Origin of the sequence: Beijerinckia sp. 28-YEA-48, from assembly GCF_900104955.1 — a bacterium.
Classification (GTDB): domain Bacteria; phylum Pseudomonadota; class Alphaproteobacteria; order Rhizobiales; family Beijerinckiaceae; genus Terripilifer.
Genome location: NZ_FNSI01000002.1, coordinates 179,728 through 199,434, shown reverse-complemented (window position 1 = coordinate 199,434; position 19,707 = coordinate 179,728). Strand labels below are relative to the sequence as shown.

Genomic DNA, 19,707 nt, shown 5'->3' with positions numbered 1-19,707 from the left:
CTATGTCCGCTCCCCAGAACGAAAGGTCGACCGCATGAAAACAAGCAAGGCGACGAGGAAAACAAAAATGATGGCGAATAGTGCGAGCGACAGCGCTGCGGCCTGGCGCGTGTCTCCCGAACTATTCAGGAAGAAGATGCGCGACGCCAAGGTCTGTAATTCATAGTTGCTGAGCACGAGGGAGATAGGCAGTTCGCGCAAGGTCAACAGGGCCACCCAGAACCAGGCGAAGCCGAGGCCATATTTGATCACCGGGATGATGACATGGATTAGCAGCCGGCCAGCGGGTACTCCGCAGGTCCGCCCCGCCTCATCCAGCTCTTTGCTAACCTGACGGAATGAATTTCTGGTGATTCGATAGGCGGTGGCGAGGTAGCGCGTGCCGATCGCCAGCATCATAACCGCGATCGTACCGTAAAGCGGCACGTAGGCATGCATCTGTAGGGCGCCGACGGAGAATACAACCGCGATGACGATGGACGGCACTGCTAGGTTAGCCACCACGATGGTTTCGATCCCACGGTCCGCCGCCACCGATCGGCGCGCCGTCCAGGCCATGGCGGATGTCAGGCCAATGACAGCGGTCGGTATTGTGAGGGCTAGAAGCACCGTTGTGGAACCGGTGTTCTGCAATTCCATCCAGAATGAAGGTCCAAATGCATCCAAAGAGAGCTGTTGAAGTGTCTCCGCCGACAACTGCGGCACAGGCGAGAGCGCCATCCAGATCAGGGTCAAGAGTGGTAATGCCAGACCTGCGAGAACATAGGTTAAAAAGAACAATATGCCCACGGCTTGTGCTTGCGGGCTTAGCCGTATTGATGGCGCACGTGCACGGCCACCGAGGGTGCTGATCTCCGCTGAACGTTTGAACACCAATCCTTGGGCGGCCATTAACGCCAAAAGCACGATGGCGGTGAGTACGCCGACGGCGGAGGCAAGCCCGTACTCAGGCTCTGTGAAGGACGATTGCGTGAACTGATAGATCCAGGTGGCGATTACATCGATGCGCGCTGGCATGCCCAACATGCCGGCATAGTCGAATGTTTCAATCGAGATCACCAAGAAGAAGATGCTGCTGCTGAACAGAGCGGGCAGCGAAATTGGTAGCAGAATGCGGAAGAATGTTGCTCCCTTGCCGATGCCATGAGCACTGGCCGCTTCTTCGAGCGCGCCGTCGATGGAACTGAAGATCGGCACAAGAAAATAGAGCGCTGGGCCGACCAGCGCGAGCCCCTGCAACAGCACCATCCAACCCATGGAGTAAATATCGAACAGCGCGTGTGGTTGCCCCGACCAAGCGCGCCAGCCTTGATTGACGAGGCCGTTGGTCGGGTTGAACATGAAGATATAGCCCAAAGTCGCGAGAAAGCCGGGCATGGCGATTTGCGCTGTCGCGGCTGTCAAAATGGCGCGACGCCAGCGGAAATTGGTGCGCGCGAACAGCCACGCCAGCGGAAGTGCGATCGTGAATATCACCACAAGACTGCCGAAGCCGAGCACAGCGGTGTTGATCAAGACATCCGACAGTTTCCTAGCCTGTAAAATCTCTGCGTAATTGCTGAGGTCGCCCGAGCCCGTGGCGTCCGAGATGAAGCTTTTGATCACGAGGACAAGAGTCGGCACGATCAACAAGACTGTTGCCACCACGGTCAGTGTCGTCGCCGCTACTGCCAGCCAATCGGTCGACGATTGGCGCGCCGGAATAGCCGCTAGAGCCTCGGCGTGCGCCATCTGGCTCTCCCTCAGGCCGCCAACGTGCGACGCCATGGCCGCAGGCGGGCCCCCTCGCGTGTTGCCTTGACGCATTATTTGGCGCGCAAAGCTTTTGCGATTCGACCACCGATGTCGATCGCATCCTTGCTCCACCAGTCGAACGCAGCCGTGCGGACGCCCCCCGGCTGTGTCGCTAGGTCATGCAGATCGGTGCCAGGCGTCGTATGGCGTGGCCAGTCGAGCACATCGGCTGATATCCGCTGCCCCTTCTGGGTCTGCGACAACCACCAGCCGACAAGAGCAGCTGCATTTTGTTTGCGCGACCCCTTCAACACGATCGCCAGGCGCGGCACCAAAGGCGTCGGGATGGGCGCATAAGCCACTGGCGCGCCCGCCATGCTCTGCTGGCGCGCGATGCGAATGCCGAAGCCGAGCGGATATTCTCCTGTTTCCACGCGGGTGCGTATAGCGGTTGGCGCGGGCGCGATAGATACTTTCAGATCGCCATAGAAGCGATCGATCAGCTTCATGACGCCGTCCTCGCCTAGAACGATCGCCCAGGGTGTATAGAGATCGGGTACGTTGGCGGTGACAATCTTGCCGGCCCATTTCGCGCCGAGCAGCCCGTCGATGCTGGATGGCGCCTCATTCCGAGCGATCACTTTCGTATTGTAGATGATAGGCCGGGCCAGTTCGGCACTGAAGAGCGCGTAGAACGCCGGATAGACGTCCTCGGGCTTGGCCCCCAGGTCTTGCCAGTTCACCGGCGCAACTGCATCGATGTCGATCAGCCCACGTATCAAGGGGGGGATGGTCACGATCAGATCGACGCTGGGCGCGACCTTCGCCTTTAGCTCTCGGCTCAATTGCTGAAGGTAGATCGGATCTGGCGGCCCGCTAACCAGTTTGATGTCCAGCTTCACCCCGGTGTCGGCTCGAAGGGCCTCTTCGATCTTCGCCTCGTCGGCGGCGGTGCGCGCGTCGGTACTGACAAACAGCGCGACCTGCTGCTCGGCCTCGGCCGCCACCCGCAGCTTCTCAATGCCCTCGGGCAGCTTTAGCTGTTGCGCGCGCGCCGCGCCGCCGAAACTCACGGCGCAGCACATAGCGATGATCGACGACAGTTTTTTGTGCCTCATCCGCCCCTCCCGCAGAATCGGTTGCGCTATAGCGTTGCGCACGCCAACAAAGACTCTGGTCAAAGTCGCGCTTCTCTCGAAACGCGATTGCTTTAGCTTACACGGCCCATATGCGGCGAAACTCGGTTGAGTTCTCTGACGCCTTTGCCCTCCGCGATCACGAGACCGCCAAGATTCGACCAATAGTGGCCGAGACGAGCGTCGGTCTGCAGGGAAAACGTCATCCCCTCCTTGATCTCGAAATCGAACGGCATCAGCTCGCCGCCATCGACATGCGGATAGGCCTTCGCCAGATCGGGTAACATCTCACGGATCCCCATAGCGGAAGGGCCGCCGCCAGAAAGGGGATTGAGCGCGGCGATCTGTGGTGTCAGATGCCAGGCGCCAGCTTTGGTCGTGGGAACTTCCATCGCCTCATAGATATCGCGGAAGCTCGCGCCCGGGCGCAGTTTTGCTAGGCCGATTTCATAGGCTTCGCGCGCGATCTCGGCGCAGCGGCGGGTCTGATCGGGAATTTTACCGATGGTGAAACTCATGTTCACATGCGTGTTAAGCTCGGCGAAGTTAGGGAAGATTTCGCCGCCGACGATGTCGTCTCGCTCAAGGCGGCGTGCCGGGTTGCCCCGGATCAGCCAAGCCGGCTCTCCCCAAGCCGCATTTTCGAAGCCAGTTTGAAAGAGCATCCAGGTGACGCGCATGCCGCGCCGCACCTGTTCGGTAATGCCGGCCGTATAAATTTCCGTTTCCGTCGCGCCGGGACGCGCCACCGCCATCATGGCTTCAATAGCCGCATCCCCAGCGGCCGCGGCGCGCGCCAAATTCTCCCTGTCGAACGGACTGCGGACCGCCATCAGCGCTCCGAAATCCTGCGTTACAGTCACCATTTCCCATCCAGGCAAAGCGGCTTCGACCGACTCCCAAAGCTGCTTGGGTACCCAGCCATTGCGAAAGAAGGGCCCGCCCCAGCCAGCGCCGATCACTCCAAGACGCCCCCTATTCAATCCGTTCTCAGCAAGAATTTGCGGCGCGAGTTCGGGCACGTATCCGGTGCGGATGTCGCTGATCCAGCTAGCGTTGCCGCGCTCCTTCTCGACCATGCTCTGCGTCGCGACCTGCGCGGCAAAAGCGATCATGGTCGGATCACCCTTGTGGGGAAAGATGAGCTGCTGATAGCGCCGATCATAGGTCAGGTACTGGCCGGCATCGTATCGGTCGCTGCGGTCTGAACCGAAGATCAAAAGTGCATCGAGACCACGCTTCTCCATGAAAGCGCGTGTGCGCGACCAGCGGTATTCCCGCTCCTTCTCCAGTTCGAGAGCGCGGTCGTTGGAAACAATAACGTTCATCAGGCCTCATCCCTATAAGATGTTAATTTTGAATCTCATAGATATAGTAAGATGTCAATAAGGCAAAAATTGCCTTATGTGAAATGTTTATACAGCTTGGTCTGGGAGCGTCTTGTCTAGGGATGACCCAAAAAACGCCCTGTTGCGGTTAGGCTCGGATTGCGTATGGGGAAGTTCATGCGAGCGGATCGACATGCCCGGCGTCGCCCGCGCCACGCTCGGCGTCGATATGGTCGCAGATTCAGCCCAGAATTGAGCATATCGCACCGTCCAGATGTCGTTCGTGCGCGAGCAACTCGGCCACTGGGAATGTGACCTGATCCAGTTTCGCCAGAAATTGGGCAAGGCAAACTTGACAGCGCTGGCTGAGCGGGTGGGTCGCTCTTCACCGTCTTCCTCAGCAACAATGACCGTCAATCACCGTCGAGCATGGACGGCTGATCAATGTGTTCAGTCCCTTTCCCCAGGCTGCCCGTCGATCGATCACCTTTGACCGGGTCCCGAGTTCACGGATAGGCCTTAGCTGCAAGCTGGTCTTGATGTGCAAACGCAGTTCTGCGATCCGCAGGCACCATGGCAGAAAGGAACGGCCTGAAATACGAACCGGCGCGCGCGAAAATGGCTTTCCAGAGATGCCGACCTCAACTTGACACCGCGCAAATCCCGCGGCTTCAAAACATCTGAAGTGTTCCGGCAAAAGCTATTAGCCGCCAACCGATGGGGCGACTACGCTGTAGAAGCTGACGGTCGCGCCTCGGCAAAAACCCACAAGTTGCCAACGACTCCCAATCAGACCGCAGTATGATGCTAGACGTAGTCTAGCCGCAGGGTTTTCTCGATGTCATCAACGAAGGAGGGACGCACTCCGATCTTTTCAGCGATCCGGCGCCACTGCGCCACTGCATCGGTCACTTCGTGGACTACTTTCTTTACTGATCGCTCGGATAGGCCAGCCGCCGCGCCGCCGGCGACGAGGTCATCAAGCGTGAAGAGATCTCGTTTGCCGCCAAGCGACATCTGGTGCTGATTGGTCCAGGCGCCGTTTGGATTATACGCCCAAGAGATATCGAAAGCTGGAGCGAGTCGCCATTGGCCGGTACGGTCCATCAGGAATGCGATGTTCTTGACATGATCATCCTGGTTGCGAGCGATGATGTTGAAGATCGCACGGCGGAATTGCTGAGTGAGTGCGTCTTGCCCTAGCCCTAGCTCGCGGATCGCAGTAAAGGCCTGTTCATAAGCATTGGCGCGCGGCTGATTGAAGTCGAGATGTGAAAGCGCAGCTAGCGACTGCATGTGGAGTTTGCCACCATCGGCGAGCCGATCGAAGCGCTTAGTCATGAAATGGCGTCGAGGGCCCTCTTCGAACAGCCGGCACTCGGCCATCTCTACGCCTGCTGCGGCCGCCAGCTCCGAATAGGCATATTCGATCGCGCTGTAGCCCAATGGATCGGCGAGGTCGTGGTCCTTGTTGTTGGCGACCCCGTCGAACTTCATCAGCCAATATTCAAAGCCGGCCGGAGCGACGACTTGACCGGAGCGCACCTGGTTGGTGTGGGGATTCCAGGCGATAATCGCCTTGGCGCGTGCGCCGCCTGCCGAGGTGCCGACGCGCAGAATCTCGCGCAGCGCTTCGGCCCTATTGGTTCCAGCGAAGGTAATCTGTAGCTCGGATCGGTGAGCGAGCACTTCGGAGGCGAGTTTGACCAGCTCCTCGATTTTGATCTTCTCAGCGGTGGTTGAGGTCGGCCCTTGCGCGGGCACGAACTCGAGCGCGCCCATGCCGCGTGCGCCTGTATAACAGAGCCGCTCGATGGCGTTGAAGTCCGTACCGGTCCGCCCCTGTGTCGCAAGCCAAGCGTCGATCAGCGCATTTCCGTATTTGTCTGGAAGCGCGTCGGCGAGTAGCCCTGGTAGCCCGTGGAAGCTTTCGAGGGCCAACGTCGGGAAGCGATAAACCTGTCCTCCCAGGGGCATCGTTAGTGGCGAGAGTTCGATGCCGCTGCGCTGAAAATCGGGATCGTATTCAAAGCTGGCAAAGCGTTCGCCTGCGGGAAGCGTTACCGCGCCGATGCGCGTGCCCCAAAGGTAGGCCTCAGACGTGGTCACTTCTTGTCACCCCAGACCCAGCCGGCCCCCTTGGGACTTGTGTTGCGGCGTTTGTTTGAGCGATGACGGACCTCAGTCTTGGAGCTCGCAAGTTGGATTGGCCGGATGTTCGCTTCGGGTACAAGTTGATCGAGATTAGCGGACAACTGCAGCGTGCGCAGAATGCGCAGTAGCGTCTCGAGTTGAACTGAGCTGCCGCCCTCGAAACGCTCGATCGTACGCTGCGACACCCCTGCTTTCTTCGCGAGTTCGGCCTGAGTTAGATTCATATCGACACGATATCTCTGGGCGCGCTCACCTAGCTCGGCGAGCACCGTCGTCTCGGGCATCGTTAGTGTGATCTTCATAACTCGTCTTATATGGCGATTTATTTATCATTTCTAGATATAATTCGTCGATATTGTCGAAAAATATGCTCGTTCTTGTGCTTTCAGGATTTCCCGCCATTTTTGACGATAAAATCTACAAAATCGATATATTTCGCCATTTTTGACGAATTATGATGGGTCTGAAGCACGCATCGGGTCATCCCGGTCCATCATCGCTTGCCAGATCGCTTTGGCTAAGGGCATCTGGCCGGAGGGCTCATGCCTCAGTCGCCGATACGGCATTCACCTACAACTATGAATGCCAATTCAGCGGTCGGGGGGCAGACTCTGAAGGCACTCCGATCGTGATGCCTCGCTTCAGAAATTAATAGATTGTCACTGGGCGTCCTGCCTGCTTCGCCGCGCTAGACGAGTGTCACTTTTCCTGTTGCGAGATCATAGATACCGCCGACGATCCGAAGCTCATTTTTCGCCACCGGTGATGCGAGTATTTCACTTTTCTTTTGCGACACACCGACATTGTAGCGAACGTTTGCAATTGTCGCTTCCCCCCACCAAAGTGTCTTCACTTCTAGCACGCCAGAACGGGTGACAGGTATGAGCTCGTGTCAGAGACGATCAGTGTGAAATCGCTGTCAAGAACGTCTCGTGAAGCCGAGATCGTCACGAATAACGGTCATTGGACCAATAGGTAGAACCTCTGCGTCGGCCACGTTCAGTTTCACGAAGTCGATCTTGTTCTTCCATACGGTTCGAAGGAAGTCCTCGAATGCGTTTATGGTTAGCTGCTCACCAGGACAACGTCTGTAGCCGAAGCCAAAAGAGGCGAAGCCCGCGTAATCGCACACAGGAAGAGGCTTGCCATCGGCAACACCAAAGACGGTTCCGAAAGTGCTATTTTGCATTGATACCTTTCGGCCGTCCTTTACATCGAAGCCGACTTTTTCAAAAGGACAGCTGGCCATACCGATCCGTTCAATATGCTTTTCATCGACCTGTGCACTTGTGACCACGCGCTCATAGCGCGACGGATCGAACTCTTTCGGATTCTTCCAGTGAACTGGGTCAAAGCTGGTAGATGTGTGAGGGCTGATGATGTAGCCAGACCGTTCAAACGCAGGTGGAGATGTTTCCTGCAACGACGAGATACTGCCGCTATTGGGTGAGATAATGCGGAAAAGCTCCATGACGAAGCGCTCAAGTGGGGTAAACGATGATCCACCGGAGCTATCGAAACGGCCTTCCATGGTCTTCGCAAACGATTCCCGCGTGTCTGAATCACCTGTGGTCGCACCGAGCCTTAGCATCACATTATAGAGCGAGTTGCCCCACTGGCTGAAGGCGACGAAGTTGTGAAAGCATTCGAAAACTACGTCCCTGTGAGCGAAGTTTTCGTCACCTTCGCTGTTCTTGAGCCAATACCATGCGAATGTCTTACGTGGATCGGACGTCTTACCGGTTTCAAGGTCAGCAAGCCGCTCTTCGATCCATGATTTCAAAAAATCTAGATTGTCCCGAACAACCATGTAGTTCTCATACACAGTGCGGTGTGTCGGATCCAGATAGGCAAGAACCGTGTTGAAGCTTTTACCGATCTGACGCACCTGGGACGGTATCGCATCGCCTTTGACTCCGAGATGCAAGTCCCAATACATGTCCCAGAACGTGTCCAGATACTGGCGCATCAATGGCTTGCCAGCGTTCGCTTTCGACATGAGATTTTCAAAGAACGCGGTGACTTTATCGCTGTACATTTCCTTATAAAGATCGGGTGTCAGAGCGCTCATGTAGATGCGTTTGCGACGATTATCAGGACCGCGTTTTTCCAACCCTTGAAGGAAGACGGTTACGCCTGTTTCGGGGGCGGGCCGCCAACTCTTGCTGATCAGCCCCCATAAATATGTAGGAAGAGCATTTTCTTTGCTCAGCGCTTTGTCGATCATCGGCAGCATCGGCTTCTCCCCCTGGTAGACACTGACGAGGAAGAAGGGAAGGATCGCGTTTTCGACATAGGTTGGATCGAAGGTCTGAGAGAATCTAGCTCGGAGTTGCGCCGCCGAAGCTTCGAGCTCGGTGATCGTTAGCGGTGTACGTTCGGTAGAGGTTGATTGTGAGAATGCGGACTTCACAGACAGTCCGGAAACAGCAACCGCGCTACCAGTTAGAAAAGAGCGCCTTTTCATGCTGCAAAACCCTCTCTAAAGAATGCTGGACAAAAGACTAGCGCTCCTATGCGTGGATTTAAATCTAGGGCGCATGCATTTTGCCTTGAGACGATAAAAATGGGACTGGACGCAATAGGATGGGACGTATTGCATAGAGCAACGCAGAGATCGGTCCGCGTACAAGAAGTTTGCAATGCTGTTGCGAGAATCGGGCTCGAGTCCCGGTGCAAGATCAAGGCTGGATCAAATGCTCGGCCGTCCCCTTCCAGGCTGCAAAGCGGTATCAGAGCGACGACCTTCTACTAACTGTCTTAAGACATCGCCTCATGCTCGTATCTAGCGAAGCGCCGATCGTACTGTTGTCCGAAGCCAGAAATCAAAGCTTTCTCTTGAACCGCATCGAGAAGGTATGGAGAATAGTGCACGACCGTGGTTCGCTAATCGCAGGATGTTCAACATGACATGGAACGGCAGAACAGGCATGGTACTTGTGGCGCTGGCCTTGGCAGCCGGACAGAATGCTCCCGTGATCGCTGCTCCTCAAAGCCTCGTCGGCTTCTGTCGGCAGGATGTAGCTCAAACGCTCATTGGCAGACATCGCATGAGTGATAGGCGGGCGAAGCGTCTCACAGGCGCTTCGATTGTGCGTCAGATCAGGCCGGGCGCCCCTGTGACGATGGATTTTCGACGTGAACGGGTGACGATAGAAACCAGCCCCCGGACAGGACGGATTGTCCGAGCCTACTGCGGTTAAGCGGGGAGATAGCTGATAGGAGTCGCGATTGTATACGCAGGTCGCAGCGCTCATCTTTGCCACAAGCCTTGTTCAGCTGGGTAATGGCTTCTTTACAACATTCATAGCGCTTCGGCTGGGCATCGAAGAATTCAGCGCCGCGCTCGAAGGCGTTATTCTAAGCGCATTCTTCGTCGGTTTTGCGATCGGTTCCGTTTCTTGTGGCAGCGTCATACGAAGGATAGGACACATTCGTGGTTACGCCGCGTTTGGCGGAATCGCTATCGGTGGCACCGTTGGAATGGCTCTTTTTGTACACCCTTACGCCTGGGTGATCTTGCGAGCTGCTATCGGCTTTGGTTGCGTTGGCTTATTCGTGACCACAGAAAGCTGGCTTAATGCGAAAGCGAGCCCTGCTTTGCGTGGAAGAGTGTTCTCTATCTATATGATAGGAACATTTCTTGCTCTCGCTTTCGGTCAATTGCTGGTGGGACGATTACCACTAAATGGCGGTGACTCTTTCAATATCATCGTTCTTTTGTTCGTCGCGGCCCTAGTCATCGTTAGTATGACTAGGGCCGAGCCACCGATATTAGATAGAGAAACGCCTATTTCATACGGTGAGATTCTGCGGGCGGCACCTATTGGTGTTCTGGGAGCAGCTACAGCTGGCCTTATCAGCGCAACTTTTTATGCAGTGATTCCAAGCTGGATGCTCGCCAATAATGTGCCTCAAGAAACGATTGGCGTGGTGATGCTGAGTGCGGTTCTTGGAGGGTTGGCTTTTCAAATCCCTGTCGGGCGGGTATCGGACCGCATGGATCGTCGCCTTCTTCTGGGAGGATTAGCACTATGCCTCGCATTAGCAGCTGTGACCCTCGTTTTCCTCCCGCGCAAATTAAACTTGGTGTTGCCTGTTACAGCAGCCTTTGGCGGATTTATGTCGACCTTGTATCCCGTGTGTGTGTCTCACACCATGGATCATATGGCTGGCAAACGAGTTGTATCAATTAGTGAGAAACTGATCTTCGTTAGTGGAATTGGCTCGATTGTTGGCCCGCTGACCGGCGCCTGGATTAAGAGCTATCTGGATTTGAACGGCGTTCTATATTTCACCGCAGGTGTGGCAATTCTGTTCGGAATCGGCGCTCTTATTAGAGCCTTTTCGGGACCGGTGGAGTCGAGCGCAGAGGCTCCGTTTTCTGTTGTCGCTCCCCAAGCGCAGCACGTTGTTCCAGAATAAGATTGACCATAGATATTCAGGTTGTCGCGATAGCTCCGTCTATCAAGGCTCGTGCATGGGCTTCAATTGCCGCGTCTTGCAGATCGTAATCGGGGGCGTGTTGCTGCGTCAGAACCAGGGGCTTCGATTTACGGTGGTCTTTCCCAGGGATAAGCAGTCTGAGGTTTCTTACTCAAAGATTCACGCGCTTCGGTAAAAGTTGATTTAAAACAATATATTATGTGCGAAAGCAAAAGGATACGGGGTGGCACAAACTGCATATCCTCCTTGCAACTTAACCTTGAAAATGGGGCTTTGGCGGATTCCAGGAGGTTCTGGTGAGATCGCGCGAACTTGGCTCGCAAGAGCAATTGCACCTGGTCCCTGATATTTCCCAAGCTGCGGCAGCAGTGATGTTTTCGACCGAGAGCTTCGAACAAAAAGATCAGTTTGATGCTTGGTGTAGTTGGTTTCATCCTGTTTTTAACATTGCGCGAGCTGAGGCCGAGGGAAATTTCATAGCAACGAATAAAATTTGGAACCTCAACGGACTAATTGTCAGCCATGTTGAGGGACCGTCGGTCCGAGCTTCGAGAACAAAAGCGAATATCGCAAAAGCGCCGGTTGATCACTGGGCTGTGAGTTGCTGTAAAAGCGGCCTGAACCCGATTAAGACAAACAGTGTGGTGCTAGAAGCTCCTCCGAAGGTTCCCTACGTTTGGTCACTCGGTGAACGATCCGAAAGCATTTGCTTCGACGAAGTCCGCAGAATTGAATTTCTGCTGTCACGCGACATCTTTGAAGATTTGGCACCGGCGCTTGATGATTGGCGTGGAAGTGTTCTCAATACCCCTCTTGGCCGTGTCCTTGGCGATTACATGATCGCCTTGGAGCGTTGGCTTCTCAGCATCGAGCCAGAAGATCATGCGCGCTTGGGAAACGCCGTACGCAGTATGATCGCCGCCTGTCTTGCGCCAACACGCGACCGCCTGACCCAGGCAAGCCCAGAACTGAACGGCTTTCGCGCCGAAAAGGTGCGTCAGGCTATTCGAAGCCATCTTAAATCGCCATCTCTGAGCCCCGATGCACTCTGTCAGATGGTCGGCATATCGCGTTCGTCTCTTTATAGACTGTTCGAACATTGCGGTGGCATCGCCAACTATATTCAACGCCAGAGGCTCCGCCGCGCCTATGAGACCTTGTCAGATCCGTCAAATGAGCAATCGATACGCGATATCAGCGAAGAACTTTGCTTCGGGGACTTATCGAGTTTCGGCCGCGCCTTTAAGCATGAATTCGGCTTCAGCCCGCGCGAGGCCCGCTTTGCCGCCCGAGATGGCAGTCCTGTACCCCGTGCGGTTCAACCTAGGCAGATCGAAGGCATATCTTCGTTCGCGGATTTGCTGTTCAACACATAGGCGTCAAACAAGGAGATTCCGGGCAAGATAGAACGTCCACCGAGACGAGATTTGATCTGAAGCGATATCCCTACTCGGATGATGTCGTGAATGTCCAACTTGCAGACGAAATGCTTGGGAACAGGCTGAGTTCGCTCACGAGACGTTCAATGACCCGATCCTCATCCTGAACGCTATGAACAAGAGCTCTCACCTCTACGCTTTCAGAATCCTTTAGCGTATTGCTTTCAAGGCCGCGCAGGCGAAGGCTCTGCGCATTCAACGCTTGGATGAGCATCGTACGCGCCGTCGCTTCATTGCGATCCGTGCAGCGCAGAGCGATGGTATAGAATCTTTCGGTCTGATCGCCTTCAGGCGCGAGATGATCTATGATCCAGCTCAGCTTTGGAAAAGCAATATTCGCGAACAAGACAAAAGCCGTGACTTCAGCGGCTTCAAGCAAGAACCCATAACCGGCGAGCGTGCCAACCGCCCCCGTTGCCCAGATGGTAGCTGCTCCGCTCAATCCGCGAACGCTTAATCCGTCGCGCATGATCAAGCCGGCGCCCAGAAAGCCGATTCCCGTGACGACCTGACCACCCATCCTGGCTTCCGCCGAATCTTGAACCAAGACGGCAAGAGAAGTGAATGCGGCGGCCCCCAGAGAAACAAGAGCGTGGGTAGAGAGTCCGGTGTGACGCTGACGCCATTGTCTCTCCACGCCAACCAAAGCGCCAAACAGCAGGGCTAACACCAGGTTAGGTGCTATGGAAACCGCTCCGATGTTGGTCCAAACATTCTGCACGCTACCGGCCTACCGCCTCAGAAAATTCCGCTTAGAGCGGTCATATCCAAAGATCTTGGCCTATCCAGGGCTCTGACGGACAGTGAGCGCCATCAGAATGTAGGTGGCGCCGGCGACCAGGAGGGACAAACCGACGGCAACCCCTGGCTCCAGTTGGAGGGAGTGCGGGACCTTGATCGCGAGCGCGATGCTTGCGATCAAGGAGACGAGCCCCGCCACCGCAAACCAATGCGAACCGGCCTGTTTGCGGGCCCTAATGGCAAGGATCACCTGCAGAACACCCTGAACGAACAAGATCAGGGCGGCGAGCAGCGTGATCGCGAGTGCGCCTTTCAGGGGATTTAGATAGATGAGGATGCCGCCGACCAGTTCAACGGCGCCGGTCAACTCCTGCCAGATAAAGCCGCTCCATTCCTTGACCTGCAACGACTGAACCATTTTCACGGCTCCCGCGATGGCAAGCGCGATCCCGAAAGCCGTCCCAGCTGCGAAGGTGGAAATCTCGGGCCGAAGCACCGCAAACAGACCAACGGCCGCCAGAACGAGGCCCACCGCCAGAAAGCCTTTCCATTTCGATCGCATATTTGCTCCTCAACATGCCGGCCCATTGGCTAAAATCGCGCGGCGTCAGACGGCAAGTGCAGTGAGGAGCACCAGTGCGCAGCGGCCCGGCTGCCCCTTGCGTAAAGCTTTGATGAACTCTGCGGACTGAATGGAACTCAGCTTAAAGCAGATGCGCACAGCGAAAGCCGAGAATCCATGCAAATGCGACTAACGACCGACATCTCATCTGAAGGAACGTCGGTCGCGAAAGTTAGAATGCGTGATCGCAAGCCTACTTGACTAAGACCTGGTTTAAACCCAGCGGCAGATACGCACGCGGCGACCAAATCGATTACGTCTCCACGTGCAGACCTGACGAGGTCGTCTGCGGTGCCAATACTGTACGGTTTCGATGGGAAGTCCGGTTGGGATATCTTTGGCCAGCGATTGAGCCCCATTTGCCAAAGGCGAAGCGTTGCCGCTCCCAACTGCCATGACGACAGCGGAAGCGGAGGACGCGACAAACAAACCTAGCAGAAATGATCTTCGATGCATGGAAGGTCTCCTTTCGTTGGCACCTTAGGCGTAAAATGGAAGGTGCCGAATGAAACACAGGCGGACCGCTCTGGACGGACGAATAGTCCAGAGCGAACGCAATACCTACTTTGCCTCTGCACTTGCCTCTGCGGTCGAATACGCCGCGAGCGCTTCACGGATCTGCGCTTCCTTGGTTTCGTCGAACGATGTGCTGATCAGCGTACCACCGACGCCCCGCAAATCCGCCAACACCTTGTCGGTCGTCATCTTCCGGATCAGGAGAAAAAGACCGGCAGTGCCCGGTTGTAACGCCGAAGCCGCATCCTTCATAAACTGGTCATTGATGCCGAAATCGGCAAGCTTTCCACTGAGCGCGCCAGATGCCGCGCCGATTGCGGTCCCCACAAGTGGCACCATGAAAATCAAACCGACCAAGGTGCCCCACAGCGCACCCGACATCGCGCCGCTCGCAGTCAGATTGACCATCTGATTCAACTTGATGTGACCGGATGGATCTTTGACGACGACGACAGCGTCGCCAAGCTCGATCAGATATTCTCGCTGGAGCGAGAGAACCCGCTGGCGCACCTCCTCTGCTTTCTGTTCAGTCGGGAATGCGATAAAGACCAGGTCACTCATAGAAGGCGTCCTTTCGGAGAAGGGAGCTCCATAGTATTCGCTGGGACGCCAGACGAAATGGCTATAAATCCCATTGCTATGCAGAGAGTCCCAACATCAGCCAGCGACCTAGGATCCCAAAGGTATCTGGGTAGCCAGATGCAGGACATAAATGTCGTATGTATGAGCCGTTCCGTCGAGCGCCCAACAGTGCTGTTTGGGCATGGCTTTGAACTGAAGTTCATGACAGCCGCACATATTGAATGGCGAGGACAAGCCTAATCGCAATCAACGGTTACAGATCATTTCAAATATTTCTGCTACTGTCCGGCGCTGCGTTAACTTGTAATCGGGCCAGAACCATGAGAGCCAGCGCAGCTTGTTCGCAGGGACGGAGTCAGACGATATGATCCGGTTAGGAAAGAAATATCAGCACCTCGTTTGCGCCTCTGGCTGCAACTGTACGCATCCTGCGCTGCTGGGAGCATCCCGTCGTCTGGATGCATTCTCGCGGCGCAAGTTTTTGGGAATGGGCGCGGCGGCGGTTGCTGGAATGACGATTGGGCCTGCGATTGGGCAACCGGCAAAGCCGATCCCCAAAGTGCTTTTCAGGCAGGCGAGACTTTTCGACGGCAAATCCGACGCGCTGCAGACCAATCTGCAGGTTCTGGTGGAAGGCAATCGCATCACGTCGCTGGACAAGACGAACAGCGCACCGCCGTCCGATGCGGTTGTTATCGACTGTGGCAACCGCGTCCTGATGCCCGGCTTGATCGATGCCCATTGGCACACGGTCTATGCCGCGGTTCCGTTGCCAGTCCTTTTGAACGGCGATCCGGGCATCATCTTCGCCTCTTCCACGGCGGAGGCCGAGCGCACACTGATGCGCGGCTTCACGACTGTTCGTGACATGGGCGGACCGGTGTTCTCGTTCAAACAAGCGATCGACAATGGAATCATTCCGGGCCCGCGCATCTATCCGTCCGGCGCGATGATCACGACCTCAGGCGGACATGGCGATCTGCGCTTTCCATCCGAGATTCCACGTCAGAACGGAGCGCTCAGCAAGGGCGAACTTATCGGTGGCGCCGCCATTGTGGACAATGTCGGTGACCTGAAGCTGCGCGTGCGCGAACAGCTTCTGCAAGGCGCTTCGCAAGTCAAATTGGTCGGCGGCGGCGGCGTGTCCTCGCCGCGCAGTCCATTGGATATGACCACATTCAGCGAGGACGAACTGCGCGCCGCCATCGAGGTTGCGCGCGACTGGAACACCTATGTCACAGTCCATGCCTATGCCCCTAACACTGTGCAGCGGGCGCTTGCGGCCGGGGTTGCCTGCATCGAGCATGCCCACCTCATGGATGAGGAAACCGCGAAGATCTTCGCCGACAAAGGCGTCTGGCTGAGTATGCAACCTTTCCTGACCATGGATGACGCCGCCTCACAGACGGGGCCAGGAGTCGAGCGCATCCAGCAGCTTTTCGCTGGCACGCCTCGCATATATGGATATGCCCGCAAATATGGCATCAAGACCGCTTGGGGTTCCGACGTCCTCTTCTCTCCCCAATTGGCGCCCCGGCAAAGCGTGATGCTCACCCATTTGAGCCAGTGGTATACGAATGCGGAAACATTGCGCATGGCGACATCTGGCAACGCCTCGCTGCTCGAACTCTCCAATCTGCGAAATCCCTATCCTGGCAAATTGGGGAGCATTGAGAAGGGCGCTTTCGCCGACATTCTTGTTCTGAACGGCAATCCGCTTGAAGATATCCGCCTGATCGAAGATCCTGCGCAGAATATAGCGGTGATTATGAAGGACGGTCGGCTCCATAAGAACAAGATCAGCGCGTAGCATTTAAAATGCGCCGCCCGTCAAAACGCTGATGGGCGGCGGAACAGTGTTGATTTCAGCATCTCTGATTTCAGCTTGGCGTACCTGATTTGCCGCCTATTTCGCCTTTGATCCGCTCCCGAAGCGATTGGACAATGATGTAGAGCAGAGGGATGGCAAGCAACCCCAAAAGCGTGCCGACCAACAAACCGCCGAACAGTGTCATTCCGATCGACTGACGGCTGCCGGCACCTGCCCCGGTGGCGAGAACGAGAGGCAATACGCCAAGCACCGAGGCGAGTGCCGTCATCAGAACGGGGCGGAAGCGTTGCCTCGTGCCCGCCATCGCCGCTTCGACGATGCTCATCCCCTCCTCCCGTCGTTCTTTCGCGAACTCGACGATCAGAATGGCATTCTTCGCTGCTAGTCCTACCAGCAGGACGAGACCAATCTGTGCGTAGACGTCGATGGGTATTCTAGCCAACGCCAAACTGCCGAGCGCGCCCAGCAGCGCCACGGAAATCGACAGCATGACGGCCACTGGCACAGTCCAGCTCTCGTACTGTGCGACCAGAAATAAATATGTGAAGACGATCCCCATCGCCAGAACGACTGCAATCTGATTGCCGACCAGCCGCTCCTGCAGGGACAATCCGGTCCATTCGAAACCGAACCCATCGGGCAGAGTTTGTTGGGCTAAGGCCTCCATGGTCACGAGCGCCTGGCCCGAACTGACGCCTGGAGCCGCTTGGCCGTTCACCGCGGCCGATGGGAACAGATTATAGCGATTGATCGCATTCGGACCGAACACCGTGGATGGCGTCGCGATCGACTGGAGCGGTACAAGATCACCGCTTTGGCTGCGCACGTGCAGGCGCTGGATGTCGGCGACCTGTCCGCGAAACTGCGCCTCATCTTGAATGCGCACCTGAAAGACGCGCGAGAGAATATTAAAGTCATCGACATAGGCGGAGCCGAGATGGGCCTGCAAGGTGCGGAAGATCACATCGGGGGCGACGCCCTGGATCTCCGCTCGCTTGCGATCGATATCGAGATAGACCTGCGGAACATCGGCTGTAAAGGTTCCAAAAACCCCAGCTAGATTGGGGTTTTGATTGGCTTTCATGATCATGGCGCGCATGACTTCCGCCAGCTCTTCGGCAGTTTGGCCGTTACGGGCTTGCAGCCGCATGTCGAAACCGCCGGTCGTGCCCAATCCCGGAATCGCCGGCGGGTTGAACGGTATGATCGTTGCTTCAGGGAGGTTGGCGAACCGCGTACGCAAATTGGATATGATGCCCGCAACATTTTCAGTGGCGCCGCGGCGCTCGCTCCAGGGTTTGAGAGCTACGATGACCATGCCGGCTTCCGAACCGCTGCCGCCGAGCAGGTTGCTGCCCGAAATACTGATGCTGTCGGCGACACCGGGTGTCTCCTGGACGAGGCGCACGATATTGGAAAGCGCCTCGTCCGTCCGTTCAAGGGACGCCGCATTCGGCAATTGCACGTTTACGAACAAATAGCCGAGGTCTTCTGACGGAATGAAGCCCGTGGGAGATATCTTGAACAAACCGTAGATGCCGGCGAACACCGCCAGCAGTGCCACGACCGGGATCAGCAGGCGCCGACTGAGACGTTGTAGCAATCCCAAATAGATGTCTCGCGAGATATTCAGGCCGGCGTTGACCGCGCGTGCCAGAGAACCCTCCCTCTCCGCAGGCGGTCGCAAAATCGTCGCGCAGAGGGCCGGGCTCAAGGTGAGCGCGTTGATGGTCGAGAGCACGATGGTGGCCAGGATGGTGACCGCGAATTGCCGGTAGAGCTGCCCAGTGATGCCACTAAGGAAGCCGATGGGAACGAATAGGGCCGCGAGCACGAGCGTTGTGGCGACAATCGGTCCTGTTACTTGCGTCATCGTTTTCCGGGTGGCTTCCACAACCCCGGAACCATCTTCCTTCATGACGCGCTGGACATTCTCCACCACGATAATCGCGTCATCGACCACCAGACTGATGGCAAGTACAATGGCAAACAAAGTGATCGTATTGGCGGAATAGCCGAGAATGTACAGCACCGCGAATCCGCCGATCAGCGAGACCGGAATGGTGAACATTGGAATGAGCGTGGCGCGCCAGTCCTGAAGAAAGACGTATGTGACCAAAACGACCAAGACAAAGGTGATGATCAACGTGACGATGATTTCCCGGATCGTCTCGGACACGAACGAGGTCGTATCGAAAACCACTTTATAGGCGACGTCTTCAGGAAATTGCTTTGAAATTTGCGCCAGTTGTTGTTGGATCGCTCGCGCGACTTCAAGCGCATTTGCGTTCGGCGCTTGGTAGATGAGAAGGGTGGCGCTGGGTTGACCGTTGAACCTCGACTGCGAATCGTAAGACTGAGCGCCCAGCTCAACCCGAGCGACATCACGCAAGCGGACAATCGCACCGTCCATATTCGTCCGAACGACGATGTTGCCAAATTCCTCGGCGCTTGAGAGACGTCCCCGCGCCATAATAGTCATCTGCAACTGCTGGCCAGCCGCGGCCGGCGCTGATCCGATCAATCCGGCGGACGCCTGTGCATTTTGCGCTTGAATGGCTGTCATCAAGTCCGTGGCGGTAATGTTGAGCGCTTGCATGCGGTCCGGATTCATCCATACGCGCATGCTATAGATCGGCCCAAAAATTCCCGCTTCGCCAACCCCAGAAACGCGCGCAAGAGCGTCACGTATATTTATGGAAGCGTAGTTGCTGATGAACACTTCGTTCTGAGTGCCTTTCGGCGAATAGACCGCTACGCCCATCAAGATACTGGCCGACCGGCTTCGCACGGAAACACCCGTTTGGGTCACGGCGGCTGGAAGCCGTGGGGTGGCGAGAGCCACTCGATTCTGCACATTGACCTGGGCGATCGCAGGATCGGTGCCCAATGCAAACGTAACGGTGAGCGTGTATGTGCCGTTATTCGTGCTGCTCGACGACATGTAGAGCATGTCTTGCACGCCGTTGACCTGATCTTCGATCGGAGCGCCAATGCTGTTCATGACGACCTCGGCATTGGCGCCGGGATAACTCGCCGAGACTTGAACTTCGGGCGGTGTGATCGGAGGAAACTGGGCAACAGGTATCTGGGTGAGCGCGAGGAGCCCGGCGAGCACCATCACGATCGCAATCACCATGGCCAAACGGGGACGATCGATAGAAGCCGAGATCATTGC

14 protein-coding genes and 1 pseudogene are annotated in these 19,707 nt (G+C 56.2%); 5 read left to right on the top strand and 10 right to left on the bottom strand.

Features of this window, described 5'->3' with window-relative positions; genetic code table 11:
- The 3 genes from BLW50_RS28775 to BLW50_RS28765 all read right to left on the bottom strand — a co-directional run bounded on the left by BLW50_RS28775 (position 1) and on the right by BLW50_RS28765 (position 4,198).
- Complete coding sequence (locus BLW50_RS28775; RefSeq protein ID WP_244544536.1) at positions 1 to 1,623, bottom strand: ABC transporter permease; 1,623 nt, start codon at positions 1,621 to 1,623, stop codon at positions 1 to 3.
- A 182-nt stretch (positions 1,624 to 1,805) separates the two neighbouring features.
- Entirely contained in the window at positions 1,806 to 2,852 is a 1,047-nt protein-coding gene (locus tag BLW50_RS28770; protein WP_090710266.1) for a type 2 periplasmic-binding domain-containing protein, read from the bottom strand.
- A gap of 92 nt (positions 2,853 to 2,944) precedes the next feature.
- Entirely contained in the window at positions 2,945 to 4,198 is a 1,254-nt protein-coding gene (locus BLW50_RS28765) for a M24 family metallopeptidase (protein WP_090710264.1), read from the bottom strand.
- Between the two features lie 159 nt (positions 4,199 to 4,357).
- Between BLW50_RS28765 and BLW50_RS31195 the strand changes: the two are divergent.
- Positions 4,358 to 4,907: pseudogene (locus BLW50_RS31195) on the top strand (IS30 family transposase); the annotation flags it as partial.
- A 98-nt stretch (positions 4,908 to 5,005) separates the two neighbouring features.
- Here the strand turns inward: BLW50_RS31195 and BLW50_RS28755 are convergent.
- From BLW50_RS28755 to BLW50_RS28745, 3 genes are all read right to left on the bottom strand, one after another.
- Entirely contained in the window at positions 5,006 to 6,307 is a 1,302-nt protein-coding gene (locus BLW50_RS28755) for a type II toxin-antitoxin system HipA family toxin (RefSeq protein WP_090710262.1), read from the bottom strand.
- Positions 6,304 to 6,654, bottom strand: a complete 351-nt coding sequence (locus BLW50_RS28750) for a helix-turn-helix domain-containing protein (RefSeq protein ID WP_090710259.1) — start codon at positions 6,652 to 6,654, stop codon at positions 6,304 to 6,306. The genes BLW50_RS28755 and BLW50_RS28750 overlap by 4 nt, the downstream gene beginning before the upstream one ends.
- A gap of 617 nt (positions 6,655 to 7,271) precedes the next feature.
- Positions 7,272 to 8,819, bottom strand: a complete 1,548-nt coding sequence (locus tag BLW50_RS28745) for a cytochrome P450 family protein (RefSeq protein ID WP_090710258.1) — start codon at positions 8,817 to 8,819, stop codon at positions 7,272 to 7,274.
- 391 nt (positions 8,820 to 9,210) lie between these two features.
- Between BLW50_RS28745 and BLW50_RS31295 the strand changes: the two genes are divergently transcribed.
- From BLW50_RS31295 to BLW50_RS28730, 3 genes are all read left to right on the top strand, one after another.
- A complete protein-coding gene (locus BLW50_RS31295; protein ID WP_348272890.1) occupies positions 9,211 to 9,555 on the top strand; it encodes an I78 family peptidase inhibitor in 345 nt (114 codons plus the stop codon).
- A gap of 28 nt (positions 9,556 to 9,583) precedes the next feature.
- Complete coding sequence (locus BLW50_RS28735; protein ID WP_090710257.1) at positions 9,584 to 10,777, top strand: MFS transporter; 1,194 nt, start codon at positions 9,584 to 9,586, stop codon at positions 10,775 to 10,777.
- A gap of 317 nt (positions 10,778 to 11,094) precedes the next feature.
- Positions 11,095 to 12,174: a helix-turn-helix domain-containing protein gene (locus BLW50_RS28730; RefSeq protein WP_139267780.1), complete on the top strand. Its 1,080-nt coding sequence runs from the start codon at positions 11,095 to 11,097 to the stop codon at positions 12,172 to 12,174.
- A 70-nt stretch (positions 12,175 to 12,244) separates the two neighbouring features.
- On the opposite strand, the gene BLW50_RS28725 is transcribed toward BLW50_RS28730, so the two are convergent.
- The 3 genes from BLW50_RS28725 to BLW50_RS28715 form a co-directional block, all read right to left on the bottom strand.
- The gene (locus BLW50_RS28725; RefSeq protein WP_244544515.1) at positions 12,245 to 12,958 is read right to left on the bottom strand and encodes an MgtC/SapB family protein; all 714 of its coding nucleotides are present in this window, start codon (positions 12,956 to 12,958) and stop codon (positions 12,245 to 12,247) included.
- A 60-nt stretch (positions 12,959 to 13,018) separates the two neighbouring features.
- Positions 13,019 to 13,540, bottom strand: a complete 522-nt coding sequence (locus tag BLW50_RS28720) for an HdeD family acid-resistance protein (RefSeq protein WP_090710253.1) — start codon at positions 13,538 to 13,540, stop codon at positions 13,019 to 13,021.
- Between the two features lie 621 nt (positions 13,541 to 14,161).
- Positions 14,162 to 14,677 (bottom strand): DUF1269 domain-containing protein, encoded by a 516-nt coding sequence (locus tag BLW50_RS28715; protein WP_090710250.1) that lies wholly within the window; start codon positions 14,675 to 14,677, stop codon positions 14,162 to 14,164.
- 385 nt (positions 14,678 to 15,062) lie between these two features.
- On the opposite strand from BLW50_RS28715, the gene BLW50_RS28710 reads away from it, so the two are divergent.
- Entirely contained in the window at positions 15,063 to 16,508 is a 1,446-nt protein-coding gene (locus BLW50_RS28710) for a metal-dependent hydrolase family protein (RefSeq protein ID WP_090710248.1), read from the top strand.
- Positions 16,509 to 16,578: 70 nt separating this feature from the next.
- Here BLW50_RS28710 and BLW50_RS28705 read toward each other — a convergent pair whose 3' ends face one another.
- Positions 16,579 to 19,704, bottom strand: coding sequence for an efflux RND transporter permease subunit (locus BLW50_RS28705; protein ID WP_090710245.1), 3,126 nt, complete (start codon positions 19,702 to 19,704; stop codon positions 16,579 to 16,581).
- Positions 19,705 to 19,707: the final 3 nt, after the last annotated feature.